Consider the following 20,832-nt stretch of genomic DNA (forward strand, 5'->3'; position numbering starts at 1 on the left):
GGGGATACGCAGCGGGTTCCGCGGGAGCGGGTGCGCCAGCCGGAGGCGGGTGGGGTGAGGCACGAGCACGATCCGTCCGCGGGGGAGACGCAGCGAGTTCCCCGGGAACACCTGCAGCAGGGGACGGGTGGGGTACGGCGTGAGCAGGATCCGTCGGCGGAGGAGACGCAGCGGATTCCGCGGGAGGAGGTGCGGCGTCAGGATGGTGGGTCGGTGGGTGAGCGGGGGCGGCATGAAGTGGGTTCCGGGGTTGATGAGACGCAGCGGATCTCTCGTCCGGAGCAGGACGGTGGGACCGGGGAGTCACACAACGCCTGGGGTCGGCGTCGCCCCACCCCTCCGGGACACACGCACGAGCATGATCCCGACCGCACCCAGCCGGTCCGGCGCGAGGAGGGCGGAGTACCGGACCGCGAGCACACCCAGCCGGTGCATCGAGGGGAGCACGAGGGCGCAGCCCCGGAACGGACACAGCCGGTTCGGGGCGAGGAGCACGAACCCGAGCGCACCCAACCGGTCACGCGCGAGGAGCACGAGGGTGCAGATCCGGAGCGGACTCAGGCAATCCGGCTTGAGGAGCACGGTCCCGAGCGCACCGAGCCGGTACGCCGCGAGGAGGCCGGCGTACCGGACCGCGAGCACACTCAGCCGGTGCATCGAGGGGAGCACGAGGGCCCAGACCCGGAGCGGACTCAGCCGGTCCGGGGCGAGGAGCACGGCGTACCCGATCCGGAGCGGACTCAGTCGGTGCGGCGGGGGGAGTACGAGGGCGCGGATCCGGAGTGGACTCAGCGGGTCCGGGGCGAGGAGCACGGCGTACCCGATCCGGAGCGGACTCAGTCGGTGCGGCGGGGGGAGTACGAGGGCGTGGACCCGGAACGGACACAGCCGGTTCGGGGCGAGGAGCACGGCGTACCCGATCCGGAGCGGACTCAGTCGGTGCGGCGGGGGGCGCACGAGGGGGCGGACCCGGAACGGACGCAGCCGGTCCGGGGCGAGGAGCACGGAGTACCCGATCCGGGGCGGACTCAGCCCGTGGGGCGGGAGGAATACGACGAGGCGGAGGCCGGGCGGGGAACAGACGACGACGGGGTGGATGAGGGGTGGAAGCGGCGGGAAGCTGGGCTTTATCGGAATCAGCCTTGGCGGGGGGTTGATGGGGATGGGCCGGTGCCTACTCATGACGGGGCGGAGGAGGTAGGGGAGTCGTCGGTGTGGAAGGGGATGGTGGGGCAGGAGCGGGTTCGGTGGGAGGTGCCGCAGGAGCGGGGGCGGCCGGTGCGGGTGCGGGTGGAGCGGCGGGGGGATCTGTACGACAAGTACGGGCCGCGCGACTGGCAGGCTGTCAAGGAGTTGGGGTTGACGCCGCCGGAGGCGTACGGGCGGCCGGGGGTGCCGCGGCGGGAGACGGATCCGCAGCGGTGGGATCCGGGTGACCCGAATGGCGACCTGCGGCGCGAGGTGGAGGCCTCGGTCGGTACGGACCCGCTCCAGGACCCGCAGAGCTGGGTCACCAAGGTCAACCCGCACCACGACTACGGCGGCGACCAGTTCCAGAAGAACTGCCCTTCGGTGACGATGACGGTCGCCGACATCATCCAGGGCCGCGACGTCCGCCTCGCCGATGGCGACTTCGGCAAGGTGCCGGGCGACTACGACGAGACGATGAAGTGGATGGGAGTGCGCAACCCGACCGAGCGGTTCGACCGGCACCTCCCGCCCACCCACCCCGACCCGGCCGCGCATCTGCAGGCGTTCACCGACAAGGTGTACCGATCGGTCGCCGACGGCCTCCGCGGCCGGCCGCCGCGGACCGTCGCCGCCATCTGCGTCGAGTGGGCGCCCAGACCGGTCGGCGGTGGCCACTGGTTCGTGGCGTACGTCGACGACCACGGCGCCGTACGCGCGATCGAGGCCCAGCCCGGCGCCAATTCCAAGGTGATGGCCTGGCCGCCGGCGTACCCGACCCAGCTCGAGCGGCTCGAGTACACCGTCCGCGAGCCGGGCGGCGACTGGGAGGACGGCGGACCGGCCGGACCGGAGTCGAAATGGGCCTGACCCGAAGGGGAGGAAACGCCTGATGCCGAACGAAACCGAGGCCCGCGAGACCCTGGCCGGCTGGCTCTCAGACCGCACGCCCACGCAGCCCCTGACCGCCGAGGACCTGGCCGACTGGCCCACGGCGCCGGTCGGTGAGTGGCAGGCGTTCACCCTGCCCAGCCCGGCGAACCAGGTCTACCTGGTTGCTGGCAGCACCGTTTTCGCCTTCGCCCCGAGCCGGTTCACCTTCGACCAGGCTTTCGCGGCGGCGCGAGCGCAACAGGCGGCACAAACGAAACAGGCGGCACAAACGAAACAGCCAGCACAAACGAAACAGCCGGCGCGAGCCAAACAGGCGCCGCGAGCCGAACGGATGGAGCGATGAGCGGACTGCTCGACCAGCTGCCCGGCGTCGACGCCGTCACGACCAAGGCGATCGTGATGCTGCAGGACCGACCGGTCGTCTCGATGTCCAACTGGTTGCTGACGGCAGCGATCGCGGCCGAGGAGACCAACCGGCAGCTGCAGATCGTCACGCCCCCGACGGCGCGGATCACGCACGCGGTGCGAACGCAATTGCGGGCCCTGTGGGTGGTCAAGGGCAACGAAGAGGTGTACGACGGCCTGACCGGCCGGCGACTGATCTGGGACGGCGACCAGTTCGTCCCGAATACGGACACGCCGACGCTGAGTCGCGAGTGGCTCAAACCCCTCGACGGTCCACCGCAAGCTTGCCTCCAGCTCGTAGCGCGAGTGCGTTACCCCGCCGCAGAGCAGACGGTTGTCGGCGGTGCAACGGAGTACCTCCTCGAGGAGCTGACCGGTGAGCCGCCCGCGGGCTGGGGCACCGAGGAGCCGGCGACCCAACTCTGGGACACCAAGGAACTGACCCACTTCTGCCGCCGCTGGGCTCCGCGCCGGACCATGCTCGTGGTCGCCGGCAAGCAGGCCAACGGAACAGTCGAGATCGCTGTACGCCCGGCCGGCCTCGAAGAGCTCGTCACCGTTGCCATCGGCTACCAAAGCGCCGACACCCCGTTGCCGGAAGCAATCTTCCCGGTCGTACGCCGGCTCGCAGACGACTTCGACCTGGTCTCGCTGCTCCTCATCGGCGTTGGCACGACCAACGACACCACCACCCCGGCGCGCTACACCGGCCTCCCGGACCCGGTCGCGCTGGCGATCGGCGGTGACGGACGGGCCGCGATGGGACCCGAGGCGGACCGGGCGATCGCGGCCGGCGCCGCTACCTCGATCGGCCACGACACCGGCCTGTGGTTCCCGCTCGGCACCGGTCACACCGTCCCGGACTGGCAGACGTACGCCGGCATCATGCGCCGGATCACCGCCGCCACCGTCCACTATTCGGCCAACCCGACACCACCCCGCCTCAGCTTCACCATGCCAAGCTGAGACGTATGGACATGCAGGCCTGGGCCGTTGACCACCCCGCGCCGATCGATGACGGCCCGCTCCGCAAGGTACGCCGTACCGTCCCGGAGCCCGGGTCGGGTGAGGTCCTCGTGCAGGTCGAGGCGTGCGGGATCTGCCGCACCGATCTGCATCTCTGCGAAGGCGACCTGGCGCCGAAGCGACCAGGCGTCGTCCCCGGCCATCAGGTCGTCGGCAAGGTGGTCGACCGAGGTGGCCGGTTCAGCCCCGGCGACCGGGTCGGCATCGCCTGGCTGCGCGGTACTGACGGCACCTGTGAGTTCTGCCGGGCCGGGGCCGAGAACCTCTGTCCGCAGTCGACGTACACCGGCTGGGATGCCGACGGGGGCTTCGCCGAGTACGCCGTCGTCCCGGAGGACTACGCCTACGCCCTGCCCACCGACCGGCCCCCCGAGGAGCTCGCGCCGTTCCTCTGCGCCGGGATCATCGGCTACCGCTCGCTCCTGCGCGCCAGTCTCCCGCCCGGCGGCCGCCTCGGCATCTACGGCTTCGGCTCCAGCGCCCATCTGACGGCGCAAATCGCGGCCGCCCAAGGCGCCGAGCTCTTCGTGATGACCCGTGGCGCCGGCAACCAGGCGCTCGCGCGCGAGCTCGGAGCGTCGTTCGTCGGGGAAACCGCGGACCGGCCGCCCACGCCACTGGACTCCGCGATCGTCTTCGCCCCGGCCGGTGAAGTGGTCCCGTACGCGCTCGAGGCCCTCAAGCCGGGTGGGACCGTGGCGGTCGCCGGCATCTACCTGTCCGACGTTCCGCAGCTCAACTACGAGCGCCAGCTCTTCCACGAGCGCGACCTCCGCAGCGTGACCTCCAACACCCGTCGCGACGGGGAGGAACTGTTCCGCCTGGTCGCTCGGCTACCGGTCCGCGCGCACACCACGGTGGTCTCGCTCGACGCCGTCGACCAGGCGCTCGCGGACCTCGCACACGGCCGTGCGAGTGGATCCCTGGTGGCAGTTCCTACCACTTGACTCCGTGGTGAACCGCCCGGCTCAGTTGTTCGTTAGAAAAGGGTGAAGATTCCACCAACAGCTCGGTGCGGACTTCTGGGGCGCCCGCTAGCTGCGTTAGATTTGATCAAATCTTGCGGACGGGGCAGGGGACCACGATGGCCGGAACACCAGGGAGCGTGAGCGTGAATGCAGGAACTGACCAAGCAGCTGTGGTCGGTCCTGCCGACAGGCGCGAGCCGCTGCCCGCGGGACGGCCGGTGCTGAGCAAGATCCTCGGCGCGGTGGGAGTGGTCCTGCTGATCGTCGGGGCGGTGTTCGCTGTCCGGCCGGTGCACCTCGACCGGGAGGACTGCGGCTCGGTCTTCTCGCCGGCCAGGGGCGTCACCCCGATGCAGTGCGACGACCGGCTGGGCAGCCGCGGCGATCTGGTCACCGGCTTCGGCGCCGGCGGTGTCGCCCTGCTGGTCAGCGCCTTTGCGATCACGGCCGTCCGCGACCGGAGGACCCGCGTCAAGCGCTGACAAGGACCAAGCGTTGCGCCGTACCCTCGGATCCGGGTCTTGACCTTCACACTGTGTCAACCCGGAAGGTGGCTGCATGTTCACCATCGGAGACTTCGCGGCGTTCGGTCAGGTGTCCGCACGGATGCTGCGGCACTACGACGCGCTCGGTCTGCTCCGGCCTGCGGTCGTCGACGCGGCCACCGGCTACCGGTACTACTCGGCCGACCAGTTCAGTCGGCTGAACCGGATCGTGGCGCTCAAGGACCTCGGCTTCAGCCTGCAGCAGGTCGGCGCAATCGTCGACGCCAAGCTGTCAGCGGAGGAGCTGCGCGGCATGTTGAGGCTGCGGCAGGCCCAGCTCGAGGACGACCTGGCGCGGAGTGCGGCCCGGCTGACCAGCGTCGAGGCGAGGCTCCGGCTGATCGAGAAGGAAGGTCACATGCCCACCGACGACGTCGTTCTGAAACACATCGCCGCCACCCGGGTCGCGGAACTGTCCGCGATCTCCCCGAGCTACGACGGCGAGGACATCGGTCCCGTCCTGCAGCCGTTGTTCGGCCAGCTCTTTGAGCGCCTCGGTGCTGCCGGCATCACGCCGTGCGGCTCCCCGGTCGCGTACTACGAGGACGCCGAGCACGACACCATCCGCGTGCACGCCGCCGTACCCGTCGACACCGGATCGGCTGCCGACGTGGAGATCCTGAGCATGCCGGAGCTCGCGCAGGCCGCGACCATCGTGCACAAGGGCGACATGATGGAAGCGGACCGCAGTATGCAGACCCTCGCCCGCTGGATCGAGGACAACGGCTATCGCAGCGACGGCTACGCCCGCGAGGTGACCCTCCAGTTCGACATGGACAACCCGGCGAACTGGATCCACGAGTTCCAGATCGCTGTCACCAAGCGGAACTGACGGTCGCGAAGGAGTGCGGCGGCAACGTCATCCGTAGACCCCGGGGTTCCGGCTCCAATCCGAGTGGAGCCGGAGCCACCACGTCGGGATCGCTGACCGTGTTGCAGCTCTGCGGCTTAGGTGCCGTCAGCAACCTTCCGGTGGGCTGGCGGAGCTCCCCGCCCCGCAGATCCAGTACGACGTCCCGCGCCGACACCGGATCCAAGTTACTCAACGAAATAAGGACTCGCCCGTCCTTCACCGACGCGGACGCCGACACCTCCTGGCCCTCGACCACGTGCACCGGTACGCCGGTCGCGTCCTGGTGCCCCTTGTTCATCTCGAACACGTGGTACGTCGGTGTCCGCACCAGCCCGCCGTCGCCGTCGGTGAGCAGCATCGCCTGCAGCACGTTCACCGTCTGCGCGATGTTCGCCATCACCAAGCGTTCCGCGTGCCGGTGGAACACGTCGAAGTGCAGACTCGCCACCAGCGCGTCCCGCATCGTGTTCTGCTGGTACAGGAACCCCGGGTTCGTGCCCGGCTCGACGTCCCACCAGGTGCCCCACTCGTCCAGCACCAGGCCGACCTTGCGCTCCGGGTCGTACGCGTCCATGACGGCCGAGTGCCCGCGGATGATCCGCTCCACGTCGCGCGCCTGGGCGATCGTCCGGTGGTAGTCGTCCAGGTCGAAATCGGTCGCGCTGCCCTTCTCCTCCCACGTCCCGGCCACCGTGTAGTAGTGGACCGAGACCGCCTGGAAGATGTTCTGCGGGTCGCGGCCGCAGCCCAGGCAGCTGATCGACTTCATCAGCGCCTCGGTCCAGGTCAGGTCGTCCTTGTTCGCGCCGGCGGCGATCCGGTAGAGCTGGTTGTCGCCGTGGTCGCGGCAGTAGGTGGCGTAGCGCCGGGCGAGATCGGCGTACGCCTCGGCCCGCATGTTGCCGCCGCAGCCCCAGGCCTCGTTGCCGATGCCCCAGAACGGGATCCGCCACGGCTCGTCGCGCCCGTTCGCCTTGCGCTGCCGGACCATTGGGCTGTCGCCGTCGCGGGTCAGGTACTCGACCCAGTCGCTCATCTCCTGGACGGTCCCGCTGCCGACGTTGCCGCAGATGTACGGGTCCGCGCCGAGCAGCTCGCAGAGCGCCATGAACTCGTGGGTGCCGAAGTGGTTGTTCTCCTCGACGTTGCCCCAGTGCGTGTTGACCATGGTGGGCCGGTCGGCCTTCGGGCCGATGCCGTCCTTCCAGTGGTACTCGTCGGCGAAGCAGCCGCCGGGCCAGCGCAGGTTCGGGATGTTGAGAGCTCGGAGCGCCTCGACCACGTCCACGCGGATACCGCCCTCGTTCGGGATCGGCGAATCCTCGCCGACGTAGAAGCCGCCGTAGATGCAGCGGCCGAGGTGCTCGGCGAAGTGCCCGTAAAGGTGCCGGCTGATGGTCGGACCGGGTACGTCGAGGTCGACTACGACACGTGCGGCCTGTGCTGTGGTCACGGCTCGCCTCCTTGGCTTCTACTCTTGTCGGCATGAACCGACCGGGACGCTGGGGTGGGGACGGCAAAGCACGGTCGTCGACTGTTGTGACGATGGCCGACGTCGCGCGGTTCGCCGGGGTGTCGACGATGACGGTTTCCAACGTGATCAACGGCCGGCCGCGGGTCGGCGCGGCGACCCGGGAGCGTGTGCTCGCGGCGATCAGCGAGCTCGGGTACCAGGTCAACCTGGCCGCCCGGCATCTGCGCGCCGGCCGAACCGGAGTCGTGGGTCTCGCGGTTCCCGAGCTCGAGCGCCCGTACTTCGGTCAGCTGGCCGGACGGCTCGCGGACCGGTTCGAGGCGCACGACCTGCGGATCGTGATGGAGCGTACCGGCGCCAGCCGAGAGGGCGAGCTGAACGCGGTCGCGTTCTCCCGGCTGCGGATGTACGACGGCCTGATCCTGAGCGTGGTCGACATCGACCCGGCCGAGCTCGGCCAGCTGCGGACCGACGCGCCGGTGGTGATGATCGGCGAGCGGGCGCTGCCGTCGCGCTTCGACCACGTGATGATGGCGAACGTCGACGGCGCCCGGCAGGCGACTGCGCACCTGCTCGCGACCGGGGCCCGCCGGGTCGCGATGATCGGCGGCGATCCGGGCGGGAGCGCGACCATGCCGGCGCTCCGGGCCGAGGGCTACCTGGCCGCTCACACCGAGGCCGGCGTATCGGTCGACCCGCGGCTGAACGTCCCGTCCACGTTCCGGCTGCAGGACGGGTACGACGCGATCCGGTCGCTGATCGACCGGGGGATCGGCTTCGACGCCGTGTTCGCGCTCACCGATGTCGTTGCCTTGGGCGCCCTTCGCGCGCTGGCCGACGCCGGGCTGCGGGTGCCGGACGACGTCCAGCTGGTCGGCTTCGACGATATCGACGAAGCGCCGTACCTGATCCCGTCGCTCTCCACGGTCAACCCGGGGCACGAGGAGATGGCCGACGCGATCACGTCTCTGCTCATCGCCCAGCTCAGCAACGGCCCCACCGGCGAGCCGCAGGAAGTCATCGTCCCGGCCCAGCTGATCACCCGCGGCACGACCAAACCGCTCAACTGACCACCACGACCGACCCGCCATGCCATAGGTATATCGATAAACCGATAGGCCGGGCAAGAGGAATGGCGCTGCAATGGCGCAGAGGTGAGGCGCGCGAGGAAGCAGCTACCTGTGCCAGGCCCGGCGCCACCACCTCCCGCCACACGAGGGGATATCCCCTCGACTTGAGCCTTCGCCCCTTCCGTGCCGGGGGAGAACCCTCAGCTCAGGGGGTTAACCCCTCGTGTGGCGGGGGAGGGAGGGAGTCGCCGCACCGCGGTGAGTCAGTCCGTGAGCAGCTTCGCGATCTCGGTCAGCTGCGCGTCGTTCAGAGGGCCGAACTCCATCGCGCGGGCGTTCTGCTCGGCTTGTTCGACGGTGCGGAAGCCGGGGATGGGGAGGGTGCGCGGGCTGCGGGCCCAGAGCCAGGCGAGGGCGCCTTGGGCCAGGGTGCGGCCGTCGCTCTGCAGGACCTCGCGGATGGCGGAGACCTTGTCCCACCACTCCGGCGCGGGTACGCCGCCCTCCTCGAAGTACCGGAGCCAGGACGGTGGCAGCGAGCGAATGTCCGCGCCGGTGGCCGGTCGACTCGGGTCGCGTTTGCCGAGGATGCCCATCCCGAGCGGCGTGCGGTTGATGCTGGCCAGGTCCGCGCGCTCGGCCAGCGCGAAGAACTCCGGCGCGTCGTGCAGGACGCTGGCCTCGTGCTGGACCGCCGAGCAGTGCTCACCGGCCGCGAACAGCTCCGCGCTGTGCACGGTGTCCGTGCTCCACGCGTAGCTCCGGATCAGACCCTGGCGGACCAGCTCCTCACACGCGTCCCGGAGCGGCAGCGCGATCTCGTCGGTCGTGTCGCAGTGCAACTGGTAGACGTCCAGGTAGTCGGTGCCCAGCCGCTCCAGCGACGCGCGGACGGCCTGGTGTACGTACTCCGGGGTGGTGTCCTGGTGGTGCATCACCCGGGTCGACTCGTCGAACGTGTTGCCCCACTTGCTCGCGATGACCACCTGGTCGCGCATCCCGGCGAGGGCCTTCCCGAGCACGCGCTCGCTGTGGCCGGCGCCGTACACGTCCGCGGTGTCGAAGAACGTCACGCCGAGCTCGATCGCCCGGTGGATCGCCCGCACCGACTCGTCGTCGTCGACCTCGCCCCAGCCCAGCGGCTCACCGGCCGGCGTACTGAACGGACCACCGATCGCCCAGCACCCGAACCCGACCGGGCTGACCTCGATCCCAACTCGTCCCAATCTGCGCTTGTCCATGCCCCCAGCCAACCAACCCGCCGATCATCCGTCCAATGAATCTTTTGCCCAGAGTTGATGCGCTCCTCGTATGACCGCTTTACCTTCCGTTAACTGTTAGGTAACCTTCCTAACAATTCACTTCCGCGCCCCCGGAGGTCTTCCGATGAAACTGCGCCACCTCGCGCTCGTCCTGCCCATCGGCTTACTGGCCGCGCTCGGCGGATCCGCCGCCGATGCGCGGACCACCGCCGACAGCTTGCTGTCCCAGAACAAGCCAGTCCTTGCCTCGAGCACCGAAGACGACACCCTCACCGCACCCCGTGCTGTCGACGGAAATGCGTCGACCCGCTGGGCCAGCGTCGAAGGTGCCGACCCGCAATGGCTCCGGGTCGACCTCGGCCAGGCAGCCACGATCCACCGGGTCAGGCTGACCTGGGAGGCAGCCTACGCGAAGGCGTACCGGATCGAGGTCTCCGACGACGGGATCACCTTCGATACTGCCAAGGAGGTTGCCAATGGCAATGGCGCCACCGACGACCTGACCAACCTGCAGGCCCACGGCCGGTACGTCCGGCTGGTCGGCACCCAGCGCGCGACGACGTACGGCTATTCGCTGTTCGAGCTCGAGGTCTACGGCATCACCGATTCGACCGGCGACACCCAGGCGCCGAGCGTCCCGTCCGGTCTGAGGAGCGGCACGGTCACGGCCACCTCGGCTGCGCTCAGCTGGACCGCGGCGACGGACAACGTCGGAGTCAGCGGGTACGACGTACTCCGCGACGGCGTCGTGGTGGCGACTAGCGGCACGACGACGTACAACGACACCGGGCTCACCGCGGCGACGGCGTACCGCTATGCCGTCCGTGCGCGTGATCTGGCCGGCAACGTGTCCGGTGCGAGCGACCCGATCACGGTGACGACGAGCGCCGGCGGGACCGGGCAGTTCGTGCTCGCCGCGGCCGGTGACATCGCGGACCGCTGCACGGCGTCGGACTCGAACTGCATCCACCCGAAGACCGCCAAGCTGGTCACCGCGATGAAGCCCGCGGCCGTGATCACGATGGGCGACAACCAGTACGACGACGCGCACTACTCGGACTTCCAGAACTACTACGCGACGACGTGGGGGAAGTTCAAGAGCATCACCAGGCCGATCCCGGGCAACCACGAGACGTACGACAGCCCGGCGTACGCGGGGTACCACAAGTACTTCGGCTCGATCGCGACGCCGGACGGAAAGAACTACTACAGCTGGAACCTCGGCAACTGGCACTTCATCGCGCTCGACTCCAACGACTTCGTCAAGGAGGACGGCGCGCTGGCCGAGCCGGCCCAGCTGACCTGGCTGAAGCAGGACCTCGCGAAGAACACGAAGGGCTGTGTTGCGGCGTACTACCACCACCCGCGCTTCAGCTCCGGCGACCACGGTGACAACCCGGATGCCGCGCCGCTGTGGCAGACGCTCGTCGGCGCGAAGGTCGACCTCGTGCTGAACGGGCACGACCACCACTACGAGCGGTTCAACCCGCAGAACGTCAACGGTCAGCCGGATCCGAACGGCCCGACGCAGATCATCGGCGGGATGGGCGGGATGGACGCGTACCCGGTGCACACGCCGCACCCGGCGACGGCCAAGCTGATCGCCGACACCTTCGGAGTACTCAAGCTGTCGATGACCGACACGACCTTCACCAGTCAGTTGATCGGGCTCGACGGCAAGGTCCTGGACAGCAGCCCGACGTACAGCTGCCACTGACATGTACCTCGCCTCTGTCGGGCCGCTCCGCACACCGCTCCGACGGGTCCCCGGGAACGTCGTCGCACTGGGCCTCGTCAGCCTGGTCACCGACATCTCGGCCGAGATGGTCACGGCGATCCTGCCGCTCTACCTGGTCGTCGGACTCGGCCTGAACCCGCTCCAGTTCGGCCTGCTGGACGGCCTGTACGCCGGAGCTACCGCGGTACTGCGACTCGTCGGAGGCCACGCCGCCGACCGCTGGCGACGGTTGAAAGCCGTCGCCGGCATCGGCTACGCCCTCTCGGCGATCTCCAAACTAGGCTTCCTGGCCGCCGGCTCGAGTGTCCCTCTGATCGGCGCGGTCCTGGCAATCGACCGCGCCGGCAAAGGCATCCGCACCGCCCCCCGAGACGCCCTGATCACCCTAAGCAGTCCACCCGAATCCCTAGGCCACTCCTTCGGCGTCCACCGAGCCCTGGACACAACAGGCGCCTTCCTAGGCCCCTTGGTAGCAACCCTCGTCCTCTGGACCAGCCTCAACAACTACAACTCAATCTTCATCACCAGCACCTCCCTAGCCACCTGCGGAGTCCTACTGCTGGTTGCGCAGGTACGTGACCATCCCAACCCGGCGCCGGTCCAACATCTGCCACCGACCCGCTTGTTGCGCGACGCAACCTTCCGCAAGACTTGTCTGTGGGCCGCGGGTCTCAGCCTCTTCACCATCACCGACTCGTTTGTCTATCTCGCCATCCAGCGGCGGTGGGAGATCAGCACGGGGTTGTTTCCGTTGCTTCCGTTGGCTACTGCGGGGACCTTTCTCCTGTTCGCGGTTCCGCTTGGGAGGTTGGGGGATCGGGTGGGGCGGTGGAAGGTGTTTCTTGGCGGGCATCTGGCGCTCGTACTCGCCCTCGTCCTCATCTGCGGACCGACCGGCACGTGGTGGCTGGCGCTCGCGCTGCACGGCACCTTCTACGCCGCCACCGACGGCGTACTCCCCGCAGCCGTTGGCCCGCTGCTGCCTGAAGGGCAACGTGCGACCGGCCTGGCAGTACTTCAAACCGGCCAGGCCTTGGCTCGGATGGCCTCGGCCGTCACGGTCGGCCTGCTGTGGACGGTGTGGGACGTCCGGCCGGCTCTCCTCGCGATCGCAGTCGCGCTGCTAGCAGTCACCATCACCGCCGCGGTCGCCAAGCCCCTGGAGGTACGTCGATGACCCGTCGTCTGCTCGTCACCACGATCGGCATCCTCGTCCTGCTGACGGCCGCGATCGTCTACATTGTCGACGCCCGCACCGGCGGCGCCGCGGAGAACGCCGTACCTGTCGTCAACCGGCCATTCACCCTCGACAACTCCACCCTGTACTTCCGGAACCTCGCCCCCGGCCCCGACTCCGGCAAGCTCGCCGCCGTACCCATCACCGACCCATCAGCACCTCGCCGAGTAGGCGACCTCCACTGCGACCGCTTCGCCGCGGCCGGCGGTACGGCGATCTGCCTGCAGCTCAAACCCGGCTCCCTCCCCGCGCTCACCGACCTCATCCTCCTCGACGCCAACCTCCACGAGCGCCACCGCGAAACGCTCAACGGCACCCCGAGCCGCGCCCGCGTGTCCCCGGACGGCAAACGCGTCAACTGGACCCTCTTCGTCACCGGCGACTCGTACGCCGCCACCGGCTTCTCCACCCGCACCGGCGTGTACGACCTCACCACCGGCCACCTCGTCAAGACCATCGAGGAGCTCGCAGTCTTCGTCGACGGCAAGCGGTACTTCGCCTCCGACGTCAACTTCTGGGGTATCACGTTCGCTGCCGACGGCAACCGTTTCTACGTGACGATGGCCAGCAAAGGTACGACGTACCTGATCGAGGCCGACTACCGCACCTATCGCGGCACTGCGATTGCCAAGAACGTCGAGTGTCCGTCGCTCTCACCCGATGGCCGCCGAATCGCCTATAAGGAGAAGGTGGCAAAGGGAGAATGGCGCCTCGCCGTCCTCGACCTCACCACCCGCGAGCTCACCCACCCAGACTCACGCTCGATAGACGATCAGCCGGTGTGGCAGGGCAACTCGACCTTGCTCTACCCGGTCCGCAACTCCACCGGCACGCTCGACCTGTGGTCGGTCGGCCTGGCCACGGCGCCGCGTCTGCTGGTCGCCCAGGCAACCAGCCCGTCCTTCGGCTAATCACTGCCAGCCATTGTCAGGTTTTGCTGACACCGTGAAGGGGTGACTTCGCGACCGCGCCTGCTGGTTCCGGCGGCCTTCATCACCTCCCTCGGCAACAACATCCAACTGATCGGCGCCGCGCTGCTGCTCGTCCGCGCGCACGGTTCGATGCTCGACGTCGGCTGGCTCTTCATCGCGGTCGCAGTACCGCAGGCGCTGCTTTCGCCGTACTTCGGTCGCCTGGCCGACCGCTTCGACCGGCGCCGGCTGTGGATCGGCTGCGACCTGCTCAGCGCCGCCGCGGCCCTCTGCCTCCCCATCGGGCTGGCACTTGGTGGCCCACAGCAACCACTCGTCTACGCGACCAACTTCGCGCTGGCCGTGATCGCGGCGCAGTTCGTCCCAGCCAGTGCCGCGCTGATCCGGGAGCGAGTGCCGGTGGAGCAGTTGCGCCGCTTCAATGCGCACTACGAGATCGCCCTGCAGAGCGGAATGTTGCTCTCCGCATCAGTCGGTGGGCTGGCGTTGCAGTACTTCGGGGCGATACCGCTGTTCGTCTTCAACGGAGTGAGCTTCGCACTCTCCGCCGTCCTGGTGATCGCGGTCGGTCGGGGGCGTCGGGTCGAGGTGGTCGATCAGTTGCCGCATGCAACCAAGGTCAGCGGTCTGCCGTTGGCGCCGTTGGCGTTGCTCTTCGGGCAAGGGCTGGTAGTAGTGACGGTGTTCAACGCGCTGTCACCGGTACTCGTCGTCGGGGAGTGGCATCGCGGCCCGGCGGTCCTCGGCGCGGTGGACGCGCTCGGAGGAGTCGGCTTCCTCTTCGCGGCGGTCGTCTACCGGCGAACCGCCGTACGCTTCGGCGACCTGAAGATCGCCGTCGCCGGCTTCCTACTCTGCAATCTGCTCCTGTTCTTCCAGCCGCTCCTAGGCGTCACTGCCTTGATGGGACTGGTCCTTCTAGGTGCCTTCGTCTTCGGCCAAGCTCGCATCGCAGCTCGCTCGCTGTTGATGACAGCTGTCGACGAGACCCGAGTCGGCCACGCCTTCGGCCTCGCCAACGGCTACGGCCTGGCCGCAACGGTCGTCGTCATGCTGGTGACGTCTCTTGTCACGGACCACACCGACACCCGCTACGGCTTCGCAACCCTGGTAACAATCAGCATCACCGCCGCACTACTCGCCCTCCACTGGATCCGCCGCTCAACCATTTCCCGCCGTACGGCATCTCACCACCATGAAGCGCGACCAGTCGTTCGACCACCTGGCGGAGCGCTACGACCGACTGGCCGACCTGACTGAAGACCCGATCGCCGACTGGCTGCCGACCGTTCTCCCCGAGCGCCGGCGCCGAGCGATCGACCTCGGCTGTGGTGCCGGTCGGCACGCGGTCGTTCTGGCGGAGTACTTCGACCAGGTCGACGCGATCGACCTCTCCGGCCCGATGATCCGGCTGGCCCGGCGCAAGCGGGCGCGCTCGAACATCACGTACCTCGAGTCGGACATTCTCGACGTCTCCGGCCAGTACGACTTCGTCACCAGCGCCGCGACGCTGCACCACGTCGCCGACCTGTCCGACGTACTGCGCCACATCCGGTCCCTCGTCGCGGTCGGTGGCGGCGTCGCGCTCGCGGACACCGTGTCGCCGCGGCCGTCGAACCCGCGGTGGTGGTTGTACGGCGGTGAGGTTCGGAAGCTGTTTCGCAACATCACGCGGCGGGGTGTGGGGACGCGTGGGAGATCTTCCGGCTGGCGACCGGGGACTGGCTGGACCACCGGGTGAGCGACCGGTATCTGAGTCGAGCCGGGTTCGAGCAGGCGTACGGCGCGGTGTTCCCCGGCGGGCGGTTCGTGCGCGTGGGTAACCAGCACGCGGTGCTCTAGTCGCGGCCGGAAGTGACAGTGCTTATATAAGTGCTGTTATGATCGGTGGATGGACGATCCGACGGAGTCGAGTCAGTGGCGTGGGGTGCATCAGTTGCTGGGGCGGATCGACGGGGAGATCGGGCGGATCTACACCGATCGGCAGATCGAGGGGCTGAAGCCGACGTACGTGATGGAGTTGCTGCGGCTGCATATTCGCGGGCCGATGACGATTACCGAGCTGGCCGAGTCGGTGGGACGGACGCACTCGGCACTGAGCCAGAAGGTTGCGGCGATGCGCCGGGCCGGGCTGGTGCGGACCGTGCCGGGTGTGGACGCGCGGAGCAAGAAGGTCACGTTGACGGCCAAGTCGAAGCAGTTGGTCGACCTGCTCGCCGCTGAGTGGCGTGCGACCGAGGCCGTAATCACGGAGCTCGAGGCCGAGCTGCCCTACCCGTTGACGCAGGTGGTGCAAGACATCGAGGCCGCGCTGGCCCGGAAGAGCTTCTACGACCGAGTCGCGGAGAAGCTGCAGTGAAGCACGCGCTCATCGACCTCCGGCCGCTGCGGGTCGTCGCGTACCGGCGGCTGTGGATCGGGCAGGTGTTGTCGGCGCTCGGCGGGCAGCTGACGTTCGTGGCGGTCATGTTCCAGGTGTGGGACCAGACGTCGAGTACGGCGTGGACCGGCGCGGTCGGGCTGGCGCAGGCGCTTCCGTTGATCGTCCTCGGACTGTTCGCCGGAGCCCTGGTCGATCGGGTTGAACGGCGGCGGATCTACCTCTTCACGGTGTGCGGGCAGCTGGTGACGGCCGCGGTGATGGCGAGTCAGCTGGTGCTCGGGCAGGTGCCGGTGGCGATGCTGCTCGGGCTGATCGCCGTACAGGCCACATTTGGTGCGGTGGCTGGTCCAGTCGCGCGGACTGTGTTGCCGCAGCTGTTGTCGCGGGACCAGTTGGCGGCGGGGATCGCGCTCAACCGGATCGGCTTCCAGGGCGCGATGCTGGTCGGCCCGGCAGTCGGCGGCTTGATCGTCGGCGCCTGGGGCGTGGGGGTCTGCTACCTGATCGACGCGTTCACGTTCCTGGCGGCGTTGTACGGCGTACTCGGACTGCCGCGGATGCGGATCGCGGCGACCGCGAAGCCGGGGTTGCGCGGGGTGTGGGAGGGGTTGACGTTCGTCGCGGCGACGCCGGTGATCCGGGGCGCGCTGGTGACCGATCTGGCGGCGACGGTGTTGTCGATGCCGATCAGCCTGTTCCCGGTGATCAATGCCGAGCGCTTCGGCAACAACCCGCGGACGTTGGGGTTGTTCCTGACCTCGATCGCTGTCGGCGGGGTGGTCGCGTCACTGTTCTCGGGGACCTTCACCCGGTTGCCTCGGCACGGCGTGGTGATGCTGACGGGGTCGGCGGGCTGGGGGATCGCGCTGCTGCTGTTCGCGTTCTCGCCGGTGCCGTGGCTGGCCCTGGCGTTCCTCGCGCTGGCCGGGGCCGCGGACACAGTCGCGGTCGTCTCGCGCAGCACGATCGTCCAGCTCCACACGCCAACCGAGCTGCTAGGCCGAGTCGGTGCCGCCGAACAGATCGTCGGCCAGGCGGGCCCCGACCTGGGCAACCTGCGCGGTGGCGTGGTCGCCTCGCTCACCTCGCCGGTCGCCTCCCTGGCCTCAGGCGCCCTCCTCTGCGTCGCAGCAGTCGCCGCAGTCGCCGCCACAACTCCAGGGCTCCGCGAGAGCGAACCGGTGCGCTCTAGAGGCTGACAGTGCGGAAGCCGGCGTTTCCCATCGAGGACTCGGGCGTGTTGGAGGAGCGTGCGCTGTTGCGGTAGCGGTTGCAGTACGAGTCGTGGCAGAGGTACGAACCGCCACGCATAACCCGCGCTGCCCCCAGCGACGGGCCCTTCGGATTCTCACCAGGGCAGAACTTGTAGTACCGCGGCCCGAACCAGTCCGCGCACCACTCCCAGGTGTTCCCGACCATTTGCCACAGCCCGAATCCGTTCGGCTCGAACGTCCGTACCGGCGCCGTCGTCAGATACCCGTCCGCTTCGGTGTTGGCGCGCGGAAACTCGCCCTGCCAGATGTTGCACCGCCACGCGCCGTCCTCGCCGAGCAGGTCGTCCCCCCACGGATAGCGCGCCCCGGCCACACCGCCCCGAGCCGCGAACTCCCACTCAGCCTCGGTGGGCAGTCGCCGCCCCGCCCACTTGCAATAAGCGACCGCATCGTTCCAGCTGACATGCACCACCGGGTGATCCTCGAGCCCGTCCAGCTCCGACCGAGACCCACCCGGATGCCGCCAGTCCGCCCCGCGAACTCCGATCCACCACGGCGTACCCGCAGCCGGCCCCATCACCTCGTCCGGCTCGGCCGCCAACGCCAGATGGAACACCGCGGAGTACCCGAACACCTCGGCCTCGGTCCGATACCCCGTCTCCCCGACAAACCCCGCAAAGTCGGAGTTCGTCACCGCCGTCGCGTCCATCGAGAACCCCTCGACGACAACCTCGTGTACGGGCGTCTCGCCGTCCCCGGCATTCCCGTCCCCACCCGCGTCGCCCATCGCGAACACGCCACCATCCACCAGGACCTGCTCAACGCCGTGCACCCCATGCTCGTCCGGAACAGGTGGTGGCGCAGCACGCTCTCCGCGAGCAGGTCCACAGCAGGCGGTCATAGGGTGGGCGGCCCCTGCTCGATGCGCTCGAGAATCGGGCCCAGGCGGTAGAAGTCAGTGCCTCGGATGTGCTGACGCTCGTCCCACCAGGTGGCGCCGGCTTCGGCCAGCGGCTCGATGACGGAGCGGGCGTTGGCGGGAGTCGTGATGCCGCCGACAATGACGTCGTACGGCGTGGTCGAATCGTCCCGCTGCGCTTTGATGAAGGTCACCAGTTCGCGGAGCTCTTCAACCGGCGGCGCCTCGCCGTGGTTCGCGCTGGCGAAGAGGGGTACGGCGCCGTCCCAGCGCGCGGCGCGCCGCATCGGCGCCTTGCGCGGCCAGTAGCCGGCGATCCACACCGGCGGCCGCGGCTGCTGAACCGTTGCTGGAAGCAACTGAACCTCGTCGGCCCGGTAGTGCTTACCGGAGTGGTTGACCGTCACCCCGGACCAGTACGCCGCCATCAGGTCCAGCCCCTCGTCCAAGCGCTCAGCGAGCACCCGCGGGTCCGTCTCGTCGCCGAAGCTGCCGAACTCGTCGTCGATCGGCCCACCGAGTCCGGCCCCGAAGATCACCCGCCCGCCGCTCAGACCGTCCAGCGTCGCCACCTGCCGCGCCAGTTGCTCCGGCCGTCGTCGCGCGACCGGCGTCACCAGCGGACCGAGCTGGATCCGGGACGTCGCGAGCGCCGCGGCCGTCATCAGCATCCACGGGTCACCGAACGGCTGACCGACCCGGCTCTGCTTGTGGTGGACGACGTGGTCCCACAGGAACAGCCCGTCCCAGCCGGACTCCTCGGCCGCTGTCGCGACCCGGGCGACGGTGTGGGCATCGGCAAAGTCCCCGAAGTTCGGGATGTTGATCGAGAAGCGCATCGTCATTCACCCAACCGTAGTTCGACAAAAGGAATCGTGTCGCCCGGCAACACGTACCGCTCCACCTCCGCGAACCCCTGCGCCGCGGCGAACGCCAGCCCGTCCGTGTTGCTCGCCAGCACCACCGTCAGCACACCGGACCCGCCGAGCTCCTGTCCGCGCGCCAACGCTCGCCGGTAGATCGCGTCGCCAAACCCACGCCGTCGGTACGGCGGTAGCACGCGAGCGATCACCGTGACCTCAGGTACGTCCTCGGCAGGCGGTCGCACGGTAGAACACCCGACGACCATGTCGCCGTCGTACGCCACCTCGAGCACGTTGCGCGTCACGCGCTCGCGCACCTCCTCGACCGACAACTCCGCCGTCGGAATGATCGTGTTGTGGACGAACTGCCAGTCCAGCAGCGTCGTCTCGTCGTCAACCGGCACGATCCGCAGGTCAGCTGTCACCCGCGCATAGTAACGTCCGGGATTGTGCGGATCCTCTTCATCGGCAACAGCTTCACGGCCCGCAACAACCTCCCCGGATTGCTGAAGGGCCTGGCCGGCGCGCGCGGTATCGACCTCGAGCACAAGCTCATCCAGGCCGGCGGCGCGTCGCTGCGTCAGCACCTCAACGCGGGCAAGGCGCTCAGCGAGATCGCGACCGGCGGCTACGACACCGTCGTCCTGCAGGAGCAGAGCACGCTGCCGATCAAGAGCCCGGACCGGTTCCGCGAGAGCGCTCGCGACTTCGATGCGGCGATCAAGGCGGCGGGCACGCGTACGGCGTTCTACGAGACTTGGGCGCGGCGCAATGCGCCCGAGACGCAGCAGGCGTTGACGAACGCGTACGGCGCGGCCGCGGTCGAGCTCGGCGCCACGCTCATACCAGTAGGTATGGTCTGGAAGCGGTTCCTCGCGAAGTACGACGTACCCGTGCTGCACGACGACGACAACAGCCACCCGGCGCTCGCCGGCAGTTACCTCGCCGCGTGTGTCTTCCTGATTGCGCTGCTCGACGAGGATCCGGTCGGCACCGACGTACCGGTGAAGGGCCTCGATGCAAACACCGCGGCCCTCCTGCGGCAAGCTGCCTGGGACATCTGCGAAGAACTAACGTCCCCCGAGTAGACCCCCGAGAACCCCGGCCACGCCGCCGTCCTGGCCGGCCTGGTTGCCGCCGCCGGTGCCGCCGATGACGCCGCCGGGCGGCTCCTCGGACGGCTGGACGACGACGAACCCGTGACCGCCGAAGCTCATCGTGAACGCCTCGCCCGTGGTCCGGCCGAGCAGCGTGCCCAGCCCGATCTGGTCGGCGCGCTGGTACCCGGTCTGCAGGCTGGTCGACCAGCACACCGCCGCCTGCGGGTCGACGTACGTCGGCTGGTCCACGTTCAGCACCACTGGCGTGCCCTTGCAGGTGATCGCCAGCCGGCCCTGACCGGTGAACGTGCAGTTGAAGAGGCCGGCGTTGGACAGCATCCCGACGCCCGACACGCGCTGGATGTCCCAGCTCAGCGTCGGCTCGAACGCGAGCACGTTCGCCCCGTTGATGCTGAGCCCGTCGTGCGGCCCTTCCAGGTCGATCAGGTACACGTCCGCGGCCCGGTCGGCGAGGAACACGTCACCCTGGCCGCGCAGCTTCATCAGCGGGATGCCCTCGCCGGTCAGCTTGCTCTTCAGGAACTTGCCGATCCCGCCGGCTCCCTGGGCCTCGAACTGCACGTTGCCCTGGTACGCGACCATCGCCCCCTGCCGCGCCATCACCTCACCGCGCAACTCCACTTTCAGCAGCTTCGAGTTCTGCAACCGCAACCCGGGCTGCGCCGACTCCTGCTCCTGGTTCGCCGACGCGAACAGTTCACTCCGCACTGACCTACCCCCTCGATTGACTTCAGCAACCC

The 20,832-nt window shown here is 68.7% G+C and carries 23 protein-coding genes; 15 read left to right on the plus strand and 8 right to left on the minus strand.

Annotation, left to right across the window (positions count from 1 at the left end; translation table 11 throughout):
• Positions 1–234: hypothetical protein (locus AB0E69_RS25580; RefSeq protein WP_360150890.1), on the minus strand; the 234-nt coding region annotated here is incomplete at its 3' end.
• A 69-nt stretch (positions 235–303) separates the two neighbouring features.
• Positions 304–1,005, minus strand: coding sequence for a hypothetical protein (locus AB0E69_RS25585; RefSeq protein ID WP_360150893.1), 702 nt, complete (start codon positions 1,003–1,005; stop codon positions 304–306).
• A gap of 165 nt (positions 1,006–1,170) precedes the next feature.
• Here AB0E69_RS25585 and AB0E69_RS25590 point away from each other — a divergent pair, with 165 nt between their 5' ends.
• The 6 genes from AB0E69_RS25590 to AB0E69_RS25615 all read left to right on the plus strand — a co-directional run bounded on the left by AB0E69_RS25590 (position 1,171) and on the right by AB0E69_RS25615 (position 5,858).
• The gene (locus tag AB0E69_RS25590; protein WP_360150896.1) at positions 1,171–2,058 is read left to right on the plus strand and encodes a toxin glutamine deamidase domain-containing protein; all 888 of its coding nucleotides are present in this window, start codon (positions 1,171–1,173) and stop codon (positions 2,056–2,058) included.
• A gap of 22 nt (positions 2,059–2,080) precedes the next feature.
• The gene (locus tag AB0E69_RS25595; RefSeq protein WP_360150898.1) at positions 2,081–2,425 is read left to right on the plus strand and encodes a hypothetical protein; all 345 of its coding nucleotides are present in this window, start codon (positions 2,081–2,083) and stop codon (positions 2,423–2,425) included.
• The gene (locus AB0E69_RS25600; RefSeq protein ID WP_360150901.1) at positions 2,422–3,453 is read left to right on the plus strand and encodes a DUF6177 family protein; all 1,032 of its coding nucleotides are present in this window, start codon (positions 2,422–2,424) and stop codon (positions 3,451–3,453) included. The genes AB0E69_RS25595 and AB0E69_RS25600 overlap by 4 nt, the downstream gene beginning before the upstream one ends.
• A gap of 5 nt (positions 3,454–3,458) precedes the next feature.
• The gene (locus tag AB0E69_RS25605) at positions 3,459–4,460 is read left to right on the plus strand and encodes a zinc-dependent alcohol dehydrogenase family protein (protein WP_360150904.1); all 1,002 of its coding nucleotides are present in this window, start codon (positions 3,459–3,461) and stop codon (positions 4,458–4,460) included.
• A gap of 164 nt (positions 4,461–4,624) precedes the next feature.
• Complete coding sequence (locus AB0E69_RS25610) at positions 4,625–4,963, plus strand: hypothetical protein (protein ID WP_360150906.1); 339 nt, start codon at positions 4,625–4,627, stop codon at positions 4,961–4,963.
• Positions 4,964–5,039: 76 nt separating this feature from the next.
• Positions 5,040–5,858 carry a MerR family transcriptional regulator gene (locus tag AB0E69_RS25615; RefSeq protein ID WP_360150909.1) on the plus strand — a complete coding sequence of 273 codons (819 nt, stop codon included), beginning with the start codon at positions 5,040–5,042 and terminating at the stop codon, positions 5,856–5,858.
• Here the strand turns inward: AB0E69_RS25615 and AB0E69_RS25620 are convergent.
• On the minus strand, positions 5,842–7,332 hold the full coding sequence (locus tag AB0E69_RS25620; RefSeq protein ID WP_360150912.1) for an alpha-L-arabinofuranosidase C-terminal domain-containing protein: 1,491 nt from the start codon (positions 7,330–7,332) through the stop codon (positions 5,842–5,844). The genes AB0E69_RS25615 and AB0E69_RS25620 overlap by 17 nt on opposite strands.
• Before the next feature lie 32 nt (positions 7,333–7,364).
• Here AB0E69_RS25620 and AB0E69_RS25625 point away from each other — a divergent pair, with 32 nt between their 5' ends.
• On the plus strand, positions 7,365–8,423 hold the full coding sequence (locus AB0E69_RS25625) for a LacI family DNA-binding transcriptional regulator (protein WP_360150915.1): 1,059 nt from the start codon (positions 7,365–7,367) through the stop codon (positions 8,421–8,423).
• Between the two features lie 263 nt (positions 8,424–8,686).
• Here the strand turns inward: AB0E69_RS25625 and AB0E69_RS25630 are convergent, their stop codons facing one another.
• Positions 8,687–9,664 (minus strand): aldo/keto reductase, encoded by a 978-nt coding sequence (locus tag AB0E69_RS25630; RefSeq protein ID WP_360150918.1) that lies wholly within the window; start codon positions 9,662–9,664, stop codon positions 8,687–8,689.
• A gap of 145 nt (positions 9,665–9,809) precedes the next feature.
• Between AB0E69_RS25630 and AB0E69_RS25635 the strand changes: the two genes are divergently transcribed.
• The 7 genes from AB0E69_RS25635 to AB0E69_RS25665 all read left to right on the plus strand — a co-directional run bounded on the left by AB0E69_RS25635 (position 9,810) and on the right by AB0E69_RS25665 (position 17,174).
• Positions 9,810–11,402 carry a discoidin domain-containing protein gene (locus tag AB0E69_RS25635; protein WP_360150921.1) on the plus strand — a complete coding sequence of 531 codons (1,593 nt, stop codon included), beginning with the start codon at positions 9,810–9,812 and terminating at the stop codon, positions 11,400–11,402.
• A gap of 1 nt (position 11,403) precedes the next feature.
• The gene (locus AB0E69_RS25640; RefSeq protein WP_360150924.1) at positions 11,404–12,600 is read left to right on the plus strand and encodes an MFS transporter; all 1,197 of its coding nucleotides are present in this window, start codon (positions 11,404–11,406) and stop codon (positions 12,598–12,600) included.
• The gene (locus AB0E69_RS25645) at positions 12,597–13,571 is read left to right on the plus strand and encodes a hypothetical protein (RefSeq protein ID WP_360150927.1); all 975 of its coding nucleotides are present in this window, start codon (positions 12,597–12,599) and stop codon (positions 13,569–13,571) included. The genes AB0E69_RS25640 and AB0E69_RS25645 overlap by 4 nt, the downstream gene beginning before the upstream one ends.
• 42 nt (positions 13,572–13,613) lie before the next feature.
• Positions 13,614–14,852, plus strand: a complete 1,239-nt coding sequence (locus AB0E69_RS25650) for an MFS transporter (RefSeq protein ID WP_360150930.1) — start codon at positions 13,614–13,616, stop codon at positions 14,850–14,852.
• Positions 14,788–15,333 (plus strand): class I SAM-dependent methyltransferase, encoded by a 546-nt coding sequence (locus tag AB0E69_RS25655; RefSeq protein ID WP_360150933.1) that lies wholly within the window; start codon positions 14,788–14,790, stop codon positions 15,331–15,333. The genes AB0E69_RS25650 and AB0E69_RS25655 overlap by 65 nt, the downstream gene beginning before the upstream one ends.
• A gap of 150 nt (positions 15,334–15,483) precedes the next feature.
• Positions 15,484–15,951, plus strand: coding sequence for a MarR family transcriptional regulator (locus tag AB0E69_RS25660; RefSeq protein ID WP_360150936.1), 468 nt, complete (start codon positions 15,484–15,486; stop codon positions 15,949–15,951).
• Positions 15,948–17,174 (plus strand): MFS transporter, encoded by a 1,227-nt coding sequence (locus AB0E69_RS25665; protein WP_360150938.1) that lies wholly within the window; start codon positions 15,948–15,950, stop codon positions 17,172–17,174. Before AB0E69_RS25660 ends, AB0E69_RS25665 begins: the two co-directional genes overlap by 4 nt.
• Here AB0E69_RS25665 and AB0E69_RS25670 read toward each other — a convergent pair.
• From AB0E69_RS25670 to AB0E69_RS25680, 3 genes are all read right to left on the minus strand, one after another.
• The gene (locus AB0E69_RS25670) at positions 17,164–18,021 is read right to left on the minus strand and encodes a formylglycine-generating enzyme family protein (RefSeq protein WP_360150941.1); all 858 of its coding nucleotides are present in this window, start codon (positions 18,019–18,021) and stop codon (positions 17,164–17,166) included. The genes AB0E69_RS25665 and AB0E69_RS25670 overlap by 11 nt on opposite strands.
• Before the next feature lie 65 nt (positions 18,022–18,086).
• Complete coding sequence (locus AB0E69_RS25675; protein ID WP_360150944.1) at positions 18,087–18,953, minus strand: LLM class flavin-dependent oxidoreductase; 867 nt, start codon at positions 18,951–18,953, stop codon at positions 18,087–18,089.
• On the minus strand, positions 18,950–19,396 hold the full coding sequence (locus AB0E69_RS25680; RefSeq protein WP_360150947.1) for a GNAT family N-acetyltransferase: 447 nt from the start codon (positions 19,394–19,396) through the stop codon (positions 18,950–18,952). The genes AB0E69_RS25675 and AB0E69_RS25680 overlap by 4 nt, the downstream gene beginning before the upstream one ends.
• 24 nt (positions 19,397–19,420) lie before the next feature.
• Here AB0E69_RS25680 and AB0E69_RS25685 point away from each other — a divergent pair, with 24 nt between their 5' ends.
• Positions 19,421–20,059, plus strand: coding sequence for a hypothetical protein (locus AB0E69_RS25685; protein WP_360150950.1), 639 nt, complete (start codon positions 19,421–19,423; stop codon positions 20,057–20,059).
• On the opposite strand, the gene AB0E69_RS25690 is transcribed toward AB0E69_RS25685, so the two are convergent.
• On the minus strand, positions 20,042–20,800 hold the full coding sequence (locus tag AB0E69_RS25690; protein ID WP_360150953.1) for an AIM24 family protein: 759 nt from the start codon (positions 20,798–20,800) through the stop codon (positions 20,042–20,044). The two genes, AB0E69_RS25685 and AB0E69_RS25690, sit on opposite strands and share 18 nt — an antisense overlap.
• Between the last annotated feature and the right edge of the window lie 32 nt (positions 20,801–20,832).

The organism is Kribbella sp. NPDC026611 (genome assembly GCF_040638345.1).
Classification (GTDB): Bacteria; Actinomycetota; Actinomycetes; order Propionibacteriales; family Kribbellaceae; genus Kribbella.